A 14,570-nucleotide genomic window follows, 5' to 3' on the forward strand; every position below is an offset into this window, starting at 1 on the left:
CACCATAAAGACACAGTCAAACAAAGCGCCGCGCAGGCAAAAAAAACTAAACCGAAACCTGATACCCAAACCGACTAACAGTCTCAATCCGAACCTCAGGCACATCCCCCAAAAGCTTCCGCCTCAACCGGGAAACAACAAGATTAACGCTAGAAGGATCGACATCCTCCTTCTCAGGCCAGGCATACCGGATCAGCTGATCCCTGGCCACAGGCGCATTAACCTGCCTCAGCAGGCATTCGAGCAGAAGAAACTCCCGCCGGGTCACGGCAACACGCCGAGTACCACAAACAAGTTCACGGGTAGCCGCATCCAGAGCAGGCCCACTCAGCGAAGGCAAAACCGAAGCCGAGACAGAAGCGGATGCAGAACCACCCAGAGCCCCCCGCCCACCCCCAACCCGCTGCAAAGCAGCCATCCGCTCATGCATTTCAATAAACGAATAAGGCTGGCAAAAACACGCATCCGCACCGGCACGCAGAACCTTGGTGCGATCTTGCGCAGTAGCAGCACCCAGCACGGCAACAATCGCCGCCCCACTCCCGGCAACAGCAAACTCCCCAATAAACCCCTGCAGGGAAGAATAAAACCCAACCTCAAGCACCATCAAAACAATCGCATCGAAAGGTTCCTGCGAAGCAAGAAAAACCCCATCCCGCAGATCATCGGCCCGTTGCAGACTATGGGCGCTCTCTTGCAATGCCTTGAACAGCCATGCGGCTTCCGGATGAGAAGGACCAACGAACAGGACGCGCATTCACCACCCTACCTGGACAGGAAAAGAACACGGCCTCATGCGAGCGTCCTCGACCAGCATTCGATGGAAATCCTGGTGCCAGGCTGCGCATTACCGATCTTCATCGTGAAGTCATGCACCCGCATCACCGCTGAGACGATACTTAGACCCAGCCCCGATCCAGCCAGATGCCGCGTACTCTCCCCACGATAAAACCGTTGCAGGACAGCGTCGCGTTCATCCTCGGCAATGCCGGGGCCGTTATCGACAATATTCACCTGAGGCCCCGCGGAAGTCTGCCGCAATTCCATGCGCACCTCTCCACCTTCGGGCGTGAACTTGATCGCGTTATCCACCAGATTGCTCAACGCTTCGAACAGCAACGCACGGTCGCCATGAATCGCATCGACCGGTTGCACATGCACGGACAGCTGAATCGAGCGGCTCTCGGCAAGCGGCTCGTAGAGCTCGCCGACTTCCTGTACCAACGTCTCCAGCTGCATTTCGCCGAACCCGCCGCGCCGCTGCAGCGTGCCGATCTCGGAGATCCGCAACATCGCGCGAAACCGGTCGAGCAATGCATCGGTCTCGATACGCGCGCGCTCCACCAGTTGCGACAACGCGGCGTCATCGAGCATATCGGTGCGCTCCGCCGCATGCGCCAGCAGGGTTCGTACATGCGCGAGCGGCGTGCGCAGATCGTGCGCGATGCCGTCACATGCACCCTTCACTTCGTTCATGAGGCGTTCGACCTCCGCAAGCATGTGGTTCACCAGATGCGCGAGCATATCCACTTCGTCGCGTCCGCCGATCGGCAAGCGCTGCGCAAGATCGCCCTGCGCGATACGCTGCGTGACTCGCCGGATCGCTTTCAGCCGGCGCATCTGTCGCACGCTCAGCGCGAGACCGCCCGCCACACCCGCAAGCAGGCATACGATTCCACCACCCACCAGGGCGTTGATGATGGTCTCGCGAATTCGCAGGATGTGCGTCAGATCACGCGCGATGACGAGCGTCGAGCCGTCCTTGCGCCGCTCGGCCATGGCGCGGACCACCGGCGCCTGTTCGTTGCGCCCCATCGACAGTGCGAGATCGAGCGTCTTGCCAGTGCGATTGGTGGGCAGTTTCGTGGGATACACCAGCACGTCGCCGGCCAGCAGGCGGCCGTCGGCAGCGAACAGGCCGTAGTAATTGGTGTGCATGCGCTCGTGTTCAATACGCCGATGAATCGCATCGGCGAGGCCGGCGTCAGGCACCGAATCGAAGTAGACCAGTTGCCAGTCCATCACCACATCGGTCTCGCGCTCCATGTCGCCGGTCACAGCCCAGCCGATGTAGCCCAGCAACAGCATCACCGAAAGCGAAAAGATAACCGCGTAGACCGAAAGCAGGCGAAAGGTGGTGGAATGCCAGCGCTGCCCGAGCGCAGATTGAGCCGGGAAGGTTGTGTCCATCAGGATGATCTGCTCATGCGAGGATATAACCCGAGCCCCGCACGGTCTGAATCATCGGCGTGACGCCGGGCGGGTCGATTTTTTTGCGCAGCCGGCCCATGTGCACGTCGATCAGATTGGTGCCTGGGTCGAAGTGGTAACCCCACACCGCTTCGAACAGCATGGTGCGCGTGATAGTTTGCCCCGCGTGCCGCATCATGAATTCGAGCACGCGATATTCAGTAGGCAGCAAGACGATCTCTTCGCCGTCACGCTGGACCTTGCGGGAAATCAGATCGAGCTCGAGCGGGCCGACTCGCAGATGGGTTTCGAGCGGCGTAGCCGGTGTTTGACTGCGGCGCAACAGGACTTCGAGGCGCGCGGTCATTTCTTCGGGGTCGAATGGTTTGGTCAGGTAATCGTCGCCGCCCGCACGCAGGCCGCGCACTCTTTCATCCACGTCGCCCAGCGCGCTCAGCATCAGCACCGGCGTTTGAATGCCGATGCTGCGCATGGTAGTGAGGATCGTAAGGCCGTCCACACCCGGCAGCATGCGGTCGAGCGTGATCACATCGTAATCTTCGCTGATCGCGCGCGCCATGCCGTCGCGACCGTTCGCCACCCAGTCCACGGTGAAGCCGCGGCTTTTCAGCTCCCCGACAATTTCATTCGCGGTAATTTCGTCATCTTCGATCGTCAGTACTCGCGACATGATCGTTGCATGCGCCGCCACCCGCTCTACCGATGCAAGCGGCGGGCGCGACCGGTTATCAGTAGGAAGACATGATGCCATATTCGGCTTGCGCGTTCAGTGTACGGGCGTGCGATTCGACGGGTGTCGCCGCTTTGCCTCAGTGCCTGCCTGCAGGCTACGCGCAGTCGTATAGCGGATGAATATCCGCTTCATGAAGAAAAATTTAAGTTCGCTGGCGGTTCAATGAAAACGAACGAAGCAACGATAAAACAAATTTCATTTTCCCGACGCTGCTCCGGTAGGCAGCCTCAACTAGCCTACTGCCATCCCGCTGCTTTCTTTGCGGTCCGACTCGAACCCTATCGTGGATGGTATGAAAATGAAGCTCGCAACCAGAACCCTCGTCACCACCCTTCTGCTGATCGGCAGCGCTTCGGCGATGGCGTCGCCGGGCCTCACGCCGCAGCAATGCAACGACTATCCGTTCAAGCAACTCAAGAGCGAAGTAACGCATAAGCAGTTGATGCAGGAGCTCGGTGAACTCGAGGCGGTGGGCTACGACCCCGACGACGCCAATACCTACCCGGACGACCTGTCACAGGCGGAACAGAAACTGCAAGCCGAATACCGCGCGGACTGCATGCCGGCGGCGCATGCGTCTGCCACCACAACGCAAACGCCAGCCGGCGCAGCGTCCACGCAAGCAGCGAATCAGCCAGCCGGCTGACCACCGCGCCCGGCTCTGACGGCGGCGGCGCCCACGCGCAGTGCGGCCGCCGTCACATCACCGGCCATTCGTTAAACGGCCACGCTCCGCCGTTTCCCTGCGTCCGCGCCGTTCGTCACGCTTGCGGCGCAGCTCTGCGAGCCGCCGCCTGCTATACGTTAGCGAGGCGACCGCGTGAAACGCGACCGGCGCGAACACGAGGCCGAACAATGTGGCCGCCAGCACCCCGCCGAACACACCGGTGCCGATCGAGCGACGGCTCTCGGCACCCGCCCCACTCGACACCACCAAGGGGACGACGCCCAGCAGGAACGCCGCCGAGGTCATCACGATCGGCCGGAAACGCGCGGCCGCGGCATCGGTCACGGCGCGTGTCAACGGCAGACCCTGGCGATACAGATCGCGTGCGAACTGCACGATCAGAATCGCATTTTTTGCCGCGAGGCCGATAACCGTAATCATGCCAACCTTGAAGTACACGTCGTTAGGCATGCCGCGCAGGAGCACCGCGGCGACTGCGCCGATCACGCCGAGCGGCACGACCATCAGCACGGCAAGCGGGATGGTCCAGCTTTCGTACAAGGCCGCCAGCGCCATGAACACGGCTAGCAGCGACAAGGCGATCAGCAACGGTGTAAGCCGTGCCGCCGCGGTTTCTTCGCGCGCCGCGTCGACCCAGTCATACGAAACGCCAACCGGCAATGAAGCCGCGAGCCGCTCCATCTCCGCCATCGCCGCTCCGGAACTGTAGCCGGGCGCAGCGTGGCCGCTCACGTCGAGCGACGGATAACCGTTGTAGCGGGTCAGCATCACCGGCCCGACAGACCAATGCCGTGACGCGATCGCGGATAGCGGCACCATGCCGCCTGTCGAGTTAGGCACGGCGAGCGCCATCAGATCATCTTCGGTCATACGCGTGCCGGCGTCGGCGGAGATCATCACGCGGCGCATCCGGCCACCGGCTGGAAAATCGTCGATATACGTCGAGCCGAAGGTGCTGCCCAGGACATCCGCAATGCGGTCGAACGACACGCCGAGTGCGTACGCTTTCGCGCGGTCGACAATGAGTTCCACGCGCGGTGCATCCGGCAGATCTTCCGAATGCACCGAAGCCAGTATCGGGCTTGCCTTTGCCTGCGTGAACAGTTGCTCGCGCGCGGATTTCAGCGCGTCCAGTCCAACGCCGCCGCGATCTTCGAGCCGGAACACGAAACCGTCCGAATGCCCGAGCCCGGGCACGGAAGGCGGCAATTGTGCCTCCACATTACCGTCGAGAATCTTGTCGAACTTCTCGTTGAGCCGGTCACGCAACACCAACGCATCGGTATCGCGCTTGCCCCAGTCTTTCAGTTCGACAAAACCCATCGCCACATTCTGACCGCTGCCGGTAAAACTCCAGCCGACCACACTGGTGACGTGCGCGATCGCGGACTCAGTGTGCAAGATCTTTTCCACCCGTTGAACCACCGCGAGCGTACGCGCCTGCGTCGCACCGGCCGGCAATTGCACCATCACCTGCAACTGGCCTTCGTCTTCGCTTGGCAAAAATCCGCCGGGCAACTGCCAGTAGAGTGCCGCGCACACGGCAACCAGCACGGCATAGATCGCCAGCATCGGGCCGATACGGCGCAACGTACGCGCGGTCAGCCCACGATAGCCGCGCGCGGCTCGATCGAAACCGGACGTGAAACGGCTCGCCGCACGCGCCGCGAAGCCGGGCAAGCCACGGCGCGCGTCGCGTTGACTAACCGGGTGCTTGTGCGCTTTCAGCAGATTCGCGCACAGCGCGGGCGTCAACGACAAGGCCATGAACGATGAAATCAGCATCGACGCGATCATCGCCACCGCGAACTGACGGTAGATACCGCCGACGCCGCCCGGAAAGAACACCATCGGCACGAACACGGCCGTCAACACCGCAGTCACACCAACGATCGCGCCGCCGATTTGCGACATCGCTTTACGGGTGGCCTCGCGCGGCGGCAGGCCTTCTTCTTCCATCACGCGATGCACGCTTTCCACCACCACGATCGCATCGTCGACGAGGATGCCGATGGCAAGCACAAGGCCGAACATCGTGAACACGTTGATCGACAGGCCGCACGCGTACATCGCGAGAAACGCGCCCATTAGCGTGACCGGAATCACTACCGTCGGCACCAGCGTATAACGCAGATCGCGCAGGAACAGCCACATCACGAAGAACACCAGCACCACCGCTTCCGCCAGCGTGACGAGCACTTCACGAATCGCAATCTTTACGAAATGCGCGTTGTCGAATGGAATTTCGATGCCGACGCCCGGCGGTAAGCCTTTCGATACCTCGGCAAGCCGCGCGCGAATGGCGTTGGACGTCTCGAGCGCATTACCGCGCGGCCCGAGTTGAATACCGACGGTCGCCGCGGCCTTGCCGTTCAGGCGCGAGTAATACGAGTAATTGTCGCGGCCCAGTTCGACCCGTGCGACGTCACGCAGGCGCACCGCCGAGCCGTCGGGCAGCGCCTTCAGCACGATCTGTCCGAATTCGGCGGGCGAGATCAGTTGCCCCTTCACGCTGACCGAGGCCGTCAATTGCTGGCCCGGAACGAAGGGCGCGTCGCCCAGAGTGCCGGCCGTCACCGTGGCGTTCTGCGCAGCGATCGCGGCATTCACCTCCGCGGCGCCGAGCCCGTATTCGCGCAGCTTCATTGGATCGAGCCAGATACGCAGCGCTTCGTCCGCGTCCCACAACTCCGCCGCGCCCACGCCCGGCGCACGCTTCAGTTCGCGCAGCACGTAGCGGCTCAGATAGTCGCTCAGTTGCACGGAATCGCGCGAGCCATCCGTCGATGTCAGCGCGACCAGCATCAGAAACGTGTTGGCCGCCTTGAATACGCTAATGCCCTGCTGCACGACCTGTTGCGGCAAACGCGGCTCGACCTGCTTCAGCCGGTTCTGGATGTCGACCAGCGCCAGGTCTGGATTGGTACCCGGCGCGAAAGTCGCGTCGATCTCGAGATCGCCGAGGTTGTCGCTGGTCGTTTCGTAGTACAGCATATTGTCGGCGCCATCGAGACTCTCCTCGATAATGCTGCCGACATTGGCATCGACCACCTCGGTGGCCGCGCCCGGATAGGTGGCGCTGATCACGATGCGCGGCGGCGCCAGACGTGGATACTGCGCCACCGGCAGTTGCGGAATGGCGAGCGCGCCCGCCACAACAATGGCGAGCGCGACGATCCACGCGAAGACCGGGCGGTCTATAAAGAAGAATGGCACACAAAAGTCCGTTCAGATTGCCTGGAGGCGCGGCGCCTCGACAAGGCGGGCCATATGCAGCACGTCAGCCAGAATGCCCTCGCGCATTGCAAACCCGCGTGAACGGCCTTCTTCGACAAAGCCGAACTTGCGATAGAGCGCGATCGCCGGCGCATTGTCGGAGAACACCGTGAGTTCGATGCGGCGCAAACCGAAAGACGCATCCGCGCATTCAGTCAGCGCCTGCAGGAGGGCCGAGCCAACACCGCGCCCATGATACGCGTCGTGCACAGCCACGCCTAAATGCGCGCCATGCGCGCGGCTCGGACGATAAATCTCCAACCCGGCGTGCCCCACCATGCGACCGTCGAGACACGCGCACACACTCACACCGCGCTTGAGTTGCTTCTCGTGCCACGCGCGGAGCTGTTCAATGTTGCGATAGCCGACCGAGAGCGTGCCACGCCGCACGGCCGGCAGGCTCATGATCCCGGCAAACGCCTCCATGTCGGACGATTCGAGCGCTCGCACCGTGATGCGGTTCTCGAGCGCCGCGTCGCTCTGCAACGTTTCTTCTTTCATGGCTTTATTCCGCTGCGAGGTGGGGTACTGAAGGCGTCGACATCAACGGTGCGGGTTCACGCAGCCGCGCCATGAAATAGCAGTCGATCAACACGCCACGGCGCAACACCGCGCCGCGCTGGTGCACTTCGATCTCGAAGCCGAACTTGCGGTACAACGCGAGCGCCGCGTGGTTGTCAGCAAACACATGCAACTCAACCCGGCGCAGACCGAGCCAGTTGTCAGCGAGGTCGAGTAATTCGGTCATCAGCACATTGCCGATGCCACGCCTGTGCCATGCGTCGTGCACGCAAATGCCAATCGATCCGGCATGCGCGCGGCGCCCCTTATAGGGCGTCAGTTCCGCTTCGCCGACCAGCGTGTCGCCGACAGTCGCCGCAATCGCGATCTCGCCGGGGGCGAGCTTCTCGATGTACTCACGCGTGATGGTGACTGACTCAAACGGCACGTGCGGATTGCCGTTGACCACCGCCGGCAACTGCTGCATTGCGTGGAATTGTTCCGCGTCGGCCACGCGCAACGCGCGCAGCGTCAGACCCTCGGGCAAGCGCTCAGATACAGATTCTGTTTCCTTGTTTTGATCCATAGGCTCATAACGTCAATTCGAATGACCTCGTCAGGATGCCGGGCAATTGCATGCCGCCCGTGGCACGCTCGCCCCATGTCGAGTCGCTCAGTAGCAATTCCGCCTGCGAGCCGAGTTGCTCGAGTTCGCTGCCGAGCAGGCGGTACAAACTGTCGTCGAAGCGCATTGCTTCGAGCGGCGCGACGATCTGCCCGTTCTCGGCCCAGAAAGTCGCGAAGCGCGTCATGCCGGTCAGGCGGCAATTCATTCGGTCCGAGAAATTCACGTACCAGAGATTGCCGATGTAGAGACCGGTATCGAGTTTCGCCAGCACGTCCTCTTCCAGTAGATCGCCCGCCTGCATAGAGAGTGCTGCCGGCGATTCATTCGCCAGTGCACCGTTAGGCGTCAAACCGTACTCGCGCGCGCTGCGTGCATTGGTCAGGCGTTCGGCACTGCGGCCGGCCTGGATCAACGGGACACTTTCGCGCAGGTAGCCGTCGTCGTTAAAACCGGGCGTAATGCCGAGATTCAGATCTTCGCTGATCGAGACGCGCGGGTCGACTACGATTTCTCCCACATGCAGCTTGTACAACTCGCTGCGAGAACTCGCCTGCGCGCGTGCGGAAAAACCGCTCCATGCCGCCACACTGAGCAATTCGGCGAGCGCTTCGGGTGCCAGATAAGCGCGATAGCGCCCCGGCGACAACGTGCGCGGTGTGCGCGCAAGCACGGAAAGACGCGTTGCCGCCTGTTCGACCTTGCGTGCGAAAACAGCGTCGCTCCAGTCGTCGCCGGCGTAAGTCGTTTTGATCGCGCGTCCACTCGGGTCGTACAGCGACCAGCTGAAATTGAAGTTATCGACTTCGTACCAGCCGCGGCTGCCGCTCGTGGAGGCGAAACCGCGCACGATCGTGCCGCCCGCGTAAAAGCCGACGAAATCGAGCCCTTGCGTGCATTCGGCAACGGTGCGCAACAAGCCGCCCGGCTCCGGCAGCTTGCCCGAGCGTTGCGTGGCGCGCTGCCACTGCGACGTGTCGAACAACAGATGCGGGTCGTCCGCCGCACCGCGCAGGCTTTCACGCAACGTGGCAAGCGTTGCACTCACATCGTCCAGATCCTGTTGCAGATCGCCGCAAACGGTCAGCGTCGAATAGGCCTGACGCGCGCCGTCGATCAAACGCAACGTGAGCTTGCCTTGCGACACGCTGCCGATCTGCCTCACCTTGCCTGAGTTGAAACGGATAAAGTCAGACTGCTCGCCCGCAAAAGAACTCAGCGTGGTTTCCGCGCCTTGCTGCAAGCGTTCAATGGCGTCGGCCAGCGACGTGAAATGCTGCTGCCAGTCGATCGACAGAGCGGAACGCGAGGACATGAATTGGCTCATCATGCGCCTCCGAATACGTCGATGTCGCTGAACACGCAAGCCGGCGACGCGTGGCCGACGCGAATGATCTGTGCCGGTTCGCCCTTGCCGCACATGGAGGTACCGTACACCTCGCGGGTGCCCGCGTCCCCCACCGCGCTCAGGCTGCGCCAGAAATTCGCCGAAATGCCGCGATAATTCGGCTGTTTGACGACCTGAGTGAGCTTGCCGTTTTCGATGAGTTGACCGAACTCGCAGCCAAACTGGAATTTGTTGCGATGGTCGTCGATCGACCAGGACGTATTGGTGCGCATCAGAATGCCGTGTTCGATATTGCCGATCATCTGCGCCAGTGAACTCTCGCCGGGCTCGATATTCAGATTCGCCATTCGGTCGATCGGTGGCCGGTTCCAGTTCGACGCGCGCGAATTCGCCACACCCGCCATATGCGCGCGTTGCTGCGAAAGCGCACCGCCGAGGGGGCGTTCAAGCACGCCGTCACGGATCAGGTATTGCTTGTGTGCTTCGGTGCCGTCGTCGTCGAATGCATAGGCAGCAGCTTCCTCGCGCAACTCCGGGTCGAACGTCACGTTCAGCAGTTCCGAACCATAGCGGTACGAGCCGAACATTTCCTTCTTGACGAAGCTCCAGCCGGCAAAGTTGCGCTCGTCGCCGAGAATACGGTCGAGTTCGAGCGGATGGCCGATCGATTCGTGAATCTGCAACATCATCTGATCGGGCATCAGCAGTAAATCGCGCTTGCCTGAAGGGCAATTCGGCGCGGCCAGCAGTTGCAGCGCTTCATTGGCGACGCGAGCGCCTGAGCCGTCGAAGCCGAAGCGCGTCAACACTTCCATGCCGCCCTGCCCGAGGGTGCCGTAATTACCGCCGAGGGTACGTACTTGCGTATCGCCGTCCGCGTGCGCGGCCACGCTTAATTGCGGCATCACGAACTGGAAGCGCTGATCGATCCGCACGCCGTCCCCGGTGATATAAAGCTGATCGGTATGCGTAATCTGCACAGCCGCGACGCGTTCGACAATCCGTGCACCGAGATTCGCGCTCGCGCATTCCACGCCCAGGCGGTCTAACCATTCCGCGCGGCTCGGCAATGCAAGCTGCGCGTTCGGCGACACATAGTGGCCGCTCACGGCGGGACGCGCCACCTCGCGATGATCGATCAACGACAAGGTCGCGCTCGCTTCCGCGCGGGCCGTGGCGAGGTCCAGCGCTTCCTGCAGGCCGGCGGCACTCAGATTCGCGGTGGCCGCATAGCCTGCGCCCGCGCCCACCCATGCGATCAGCATCGCGCCTCGATCGCGCACCGTGCGCATCGGTTGCGCGATGTCGTTGCGAATCTCGTGATCGTCGATCTGTTCGTCGACAATGCGCAGCGACCAGAACGCCGCGCGGCTCGTAAGCGATCGGGCGGCTTGCGCCCAACGTTCGTCAATCATTCGTGATTCCCGTATGAGTCCCTGTCGCGCCCGCCGGCGACACGATCAGTGACGACGCGAGCAGCGACTGGGTATAAGGATGCGACGGCGCGTGCAACACATCGAGTGTGTCACCGGCTTCAACGATGCGTCCCGACTTCATCACGATCACGCGATGCGCCATGGCTCGCATCACCGCCAGATCGTGCGTAATGAACAAATAGCTTAGCTTGTACTTTTTCTGCAGATTTGTCAGCAGATTCAGTACCTGCTTCTGAATGGATACGTCGAGCGCGCTGGTCGGCTCGTCGAGCACCAGCAATTCCGGCTCGACCGCGAGCGCTCGCGCAATCGCAATACGCTGGCGCTGGCCACCGGAAAACTCGTGCGGATAGCGCAGCATTGAGTCGGCGGGCATGCCGACTTCTTCCAGCAGGCCACCCACGCGTGCGCGCCGCGCTTTGGCATCCATGTCGGGCTGATGCATGGTGAGGCCTTCGCCGATGATCTGCTCCACCGTCATACGCGGCGACAATGAGCCAAACGGATCCTGAAACACGACTTGCATGCGCGAATACAGCGCCCGGCGGGAACGCTGGGTTTTCAGCGTGGAGAGCGGCAAGCCGTCGATATGAATATGCCCGGCCGCGGGTCGCTGCAGGCCCAGCACAGTGGCCGCAAGCGTCGATTTACCCGAGCCCGATTCGCCGACAATGCCGAGGGTTTCACCGCGCCGCACGCTCAGGTCGACGTCGTGCACCGCGCGGAAGGTGGAGCGCCCGAACATGGAACGCCAGCCTTTCGCGGATGTGCTGTAGTCGACGGCGAGTCCTTGCACCTCGAGCAAACGCCGCGCACCCGGCTCGACCGGCTCCACTGCACGCTGCGGCTCACTGTCCAGCAGGCGTTGGGTGTAGGGATGCTGTGGGTTCGAGAACAGCGCTTCGGTTGTGTTGGTTTCGACTAGCACGCCCTTCTCCATCACCGCGACGCGCTGCGCAAAACGCTTCACCAGATTCAGGTCATGCGTGATCAGCAGCACAGCCATGCCACGCTCGGCCGCTTCCTGCTCCTGCAGCAGGATCAACAGATCGACGATCTGCTGGCGCACGGTAACGTCGAGCGCGGTGGTCGGCTCGTCGGCAAGCAGCAGACGTGGCCGGCACGCGAGCGCCATCGCGATCATCGCGCGCTGCCGCTGGCCGCCCGACAGTTGATGCGGAAAGCTGTCGATACGGCGTTCCGGCTCGGGAATGCCCGTGCGCCTGAGCGCCTCAATGCCGCGCTGGCGCGCCGCGTTCGGCCGCAAGCCTTCGTGCAAACGCAAACTTTCGGCAATCTGCTTGCCGATCGTGAAGAGCGGATTGAGCGCCGTCATCGGCTCCTGAAACACCATTGCCACGTCGGCGCCGCGCAGGCCTCGCATTTGCTGCTCGGTCTTCTGCAGCAGATCTTCGCCGTCGAGCAGCATGCGGCCGCTCAGCTCGGCATGCTCGACGAGGCGCAGAATCGACAACGCGGTGACGCTCTTGCCGGAGCCCGATTCGCCGACCAAGGCCACGCGTTCGCCCCGCGCAATCGAGAGACTAAGCTCATGCACGGCGACCTTGTCGCCGAAACGCACGGAAAAGCGGTCGATTTCGAGCAACGGCCGGTTTGGTTTCGCATCGCTCATCGCGGACCTCCGCCGAAGGCCGAGCCGCGCGAGCGCGTATCGAGCGCATTGCGCAACGCGTCGCCCATGAAGGTCAATAGCAGTAACGTAATCACCAGGGCAGCGAACGCCGAAATCGAAATCCACCAGGCGTCGAGGTTATTCTTGCCCTCCTGAAGCAGTTCGCCGAGGCTCGGCGTGGGCGGCGGCACGCCCAGCCCAAGAAAGTCGAGGCTGGTGAGCGACAGAATCGCCGCACTCATGCGGAACGGCAGAAACGTGATCACCGGTGTCAGGCTATTCGGCAGGACATGGCGCCACATGATCTGCCAGTTCGAAAGACCCATGGTGCGCGCCGCCCTCACATAATCCAGCGAGCGGTTACGCAGGAATTCAGCGCGGACGTAGTCGGAGAGCACGAGCCAGCCGAACATCGATAGGAGAATAAAGAGCAACCATAGTGTCGGTTCGAAGATCGACGCGAAGATGATCAGCAAGTACAGGTCCGGCATCGAGCTCCAGATCTCAATCAGACGCTGGCCGATCAGATCGGTGCGTCCGCCGTAAAAACCCTGCACTGCGCCCGTCAATACGCCGATCAGGACGCCGGATACTGTAAGCGCCAGCGCCATCATCACCGAGAGCCGGAAACCGTACAGCAGCCGCGCAAGCACGTCGCGGCCGTACTGGTCCGTGCCGAGCCAGTTGCTCCTGGTAGGCGGTGCCGGGTAAGGATGCGCAGCGAAGTAATCGATCGTGTCGTAATGGAAATGATTCGGTGGATAGACCGCAAAGTTACCGTTCGATTCGAGCCGCGAACGGATATACGGATCGAGATAATTCGCGCGCGCCGGAAAATCGCCGCCGAAAATTTTCTCCGAATAGTCCTTTGCGATCGGAAAGTAATAGTGCCCCTCGTAACGGACGATCAACGGGCGATCGTTGGACAGCACCTCACCAAGCAGGCTGATGGCGAACAACGATACAAAGATCACGAGGCTCCAGTAACCGAGCCGCTGCCGTTTGAAGCGCAGCCATGTGCGCCGCCATGGAGATGGCGACGCCGCGTGCGCCGCACCGGACGCGTCAGCGGTCCAGGCGGTTGAATTGGATGCGGGGGTCGACGAGGACATAGCAGACGTCAGCAATGAGTTTGGTTACGAGGGCGATCAGCGTGAACAGAAACAGGGAACCGAGCACGACCGGATAGTCACGGCGAATCACCGAGTCATACGAAAGTTGGCCCATGCCGTCGAGTGAGAACAGGGTTTCAATCAGCAGATTGCCGTTCAGAAAGGCGCCGACGAAGGCCGCCGGCAAACCGGTTAGCAACGGAATCGCGGCATTGCGCAACACGTGTTTCCATAGCACGTCGCGCTCCGGCGCGCCCTTGGCGCGCGCCGTCAATACGTATTGACGTCCGATTTCCTCGAGAAATGTATTCTTGGTCAGGATGGTGACGATCGCGAAGTTGCCCACCACCGAAGCGGTGACCGGCAGCACGATGTGCCACAGGTAATCGAGCACCTTGCCGAAGGCACCGAGGTCGCTGAAATTATCCGAGGTCAGCCCGCGCATCGGAAACACCTGCCAGAACGTGCCGCCGCCGAACAGCATCAGCAACAGCACGCCCAGTACGAAACCGGGAATCGCGTAACCGGCGAGTACGAGTACGCTGGTCACGGTGTCAAAGCGCGAACCGTTGCGCACCGCTTTCGCAATACCCAACGGCACCGATATCAGATACGTCAGCATCACCGTCCATAAGCCGAGTGTGATCGATACCGGCAGCTTCGATTTGATGACGTCCCACACGCTGTCGTGCTGATAGTAGGACTGGCCGAGGTCGAAGGTCGCGTAGCGCTTGAGCATCAGAATGTAGCGCTCGAGCGGTGGCTTGTCGAAACCGAACTGCTTCTTGATCTGCTCGAGCTGCTGCGGATCGACACCCTGGCTGCCGTGATAGCCACCGCCGCCCGACCCCGCCTCTCCGCCACGGCCAACGCCGTGGCGGAGTTGCGTCATCACCTGTTCGACCGGCCCACCCGGCACGAACTGCGTGACGACGAAAGTCAGCGTGACCACGCCGAGCAGCGTCGGCACCATCAACAGCAATCGTCTGAGAATGTAGGCAAGCATG

At 61.7% G+C, this 14,570-nt stretch carries 12 protein-coding genes; 1 reads left to right on the forward strand and 11 read right to left on the reverse strand.

The genetic code is table 11. From position 1 onward, the window contains the following. Positions 1 to 46: 46 nt before the first annotated feature. The 3 genes from PQQ52_RS32565 to PQQ52_RS32575 are packed head-to-tail and all read right to left on the reverse strand — an operon-like array spanning position 47 to position 2,881. On the reverse strand, positions 47 to 757 hold the full coding sequence (locus PQQ52_RS32565) for a winged helix-turn-helix transcriptional regulator (protein ID WP_408220803.1): 711 nt from the start codon (positions 755 to 757) through the stop codon (positions 47 to 49). A gap of 35 nt (positions 758 to 792) precedes the next feature. Next, the gene (locus tag PQQ52_RS32570; protein WP_408220805.1) at positions 793 to 2,190 is read right to left on the reverse strand and encodes a HAMP domain-containing sensor histidine kinase; all 1,398 of its coding nucleotides are present in this window, start codon (positions 2,188 to 2,190) and stop codon (positions 793 to 795) included. 13 nt (positions 2,191 to 2,203) lie between these two features. After that, positions 2,204 to 2,881: a response regulator transcription factor gene (locus tag PQQ52_RS32575; RefSeq protein WP_074286056.1), complete on the reverse strand. Its 678-nt coding sequence runs from the start codon at positions 2,879 to 2,881 to the stop codon at positions 2,204 to 2,206. Positions 2,882 to 3,242: 361 nt separating this feature from the next. On the opposite strand from PQQ52_RS32575, the gene PQQ52_RS32580 reads away from it, so the two are divergent. Further along, the gene (locus tag PQQ52_RS32580) at positions 3,243 to 3,590 is read left to right on the forward strand and encodes a DUF4148 domain-containing protein (RefSeq protein WP_408220807.1); all 348 of its coding nucleotides are present in this window, start codon (positions 3,243 to 3,245) and stop codon (positions 3,588 to 3,590) included. Positions 3,591 to 3,647: 57 nt separating this feature from the next. On the opposite strand, the gene PQQ52_RS32585 is transcribed toward PQQ52_RS32580, so the two are convergent. From PQQ52_RS32585 to PQQ52_RS32620, 8 genes are read right to left on the reverse strand one after another with little or no spacing between them, the layout of a single operon-like run. After that, the gene (locus PQQ52_RS32585; RefSeq protein ID WP_408220809.1) at positions 3,648 to 6,848 is read right to left on the reverse strand and encodes a multidrug efflux RND transporter permease subunit; all 3,201 of its coding nucleotides are present in this window, start codon (positions 6,846 to 6,848) and stop codon (positions 3,648 to 3,650) included. 12 nt (positions 6,849 to 6,860) lie between these two features. Beyond that, positions 6,861 to 7,409 (reverse strand): GNAT family N-acetyltransferase, encoded by a 549-nt coding sequence (locus PQQ52_RS32590; RefSeq protein WP_408220811.1) that lies wholly within the window; start codon positions 7,407 to 7,409, stop codon positions 6,861 to 6,863. A gap of 4 nt (positions 7,410 to 7,413) precedes the next feature. Beyond that, positions 7,414 to 7,995: a GNAT family N-acetyltransferase gene (locus PQQ52_RS32595; RefSeq protein WP_408220813.1), complete on the reverse strand. Its 582-nt coding sequence runs from the start codon at positions 7,993 to 7,995 to the stop codon at positions 7,414 to 7,416. Between the two features lie 4 nt (positions 7,996 to 7,999). Further along, positions 8,000 to 9,361, reverse strand: coding sequence for a TldD/PmbA family protein (locus tag PQQ52_RS32600; RefSeq protein WP_408220864.1), 1,362 nt, complete (start codon positions 9,359 to 9,361; stop codon positions 8,000 to 8,002). Next, positions 9,361 to 10,797, reverse strand: coding sequence for a TldD/PmbA family protein (locus tag PQQ52_RS32605; protein ID WP_408220815.1), 1,437 nt, complete (start codon positions 10,795 to 10,797; stop codon positions 9,361 to 9,363). The genes PQQ52_RS32600 and PQQ52_RS32605 overlap by 1 nt, the downstream gene beginning before the upstream one ends. Then, entirely contained in the window at positions 10,790 to 12,451 is a 1,662-nt protein-coding gene (locus PQQ52_RS32610) for an ABC transporter ATP-binding protein (protein WP_408220817.1), read from the reverse strand. The genes PQQ52_RS32605 and PQQ52_RS32610 overlap by 8 nt, the downstream gene beginning before the upstream one ends. Continuing rightward, the gene (locus tag PQQ52_RS32615; protein WP_408220818.1) at positions 12,448 to 13,563 is read right to left on the reverse strand and encodes an ABC transporter permease; all 1,116 of its coding nucleotides are present in this window, start codon (positions 13,561 to 13,563) and stop codon (positions 12,448 to 12,450) included. The genes PQQ52_RS32610 and PQQ52_RS32615 overlap by 4 nt, the downstream gene beginning before the upstream one ends. Then, positions 13,517 to 14,569 carry a microcin C ABC transporter permease YejB gene (locus PQQ52_RS32620; RefSeq protein ID WP_408220820.1) on the reverse strand — a complete coding sequence of 351 codons (1,053 nt, stop codon included), beginning with the start codon at positions 14,567 to 14,569 and terminating at the stop codon, positions 13,517 to 13,519. Before PQQ52_RS32620 ends, PQQ52_RS32615 begins: the two co-directional genes overlap by 47 nt. Position 14,570: the final 1 nt, after the last annotated feature.

The sequence above is a fragment of the Paraburkholderia sediminicola genome, assembly GCF_046030555.1.
Taxonomy (GTDB): Bacteria; Pseudomonadota; Gammaproteobacteria; order Burkholderiales; family Burkholderiaceae; genus Paraburkholderia; species Paraburkholderia sediminicola_E.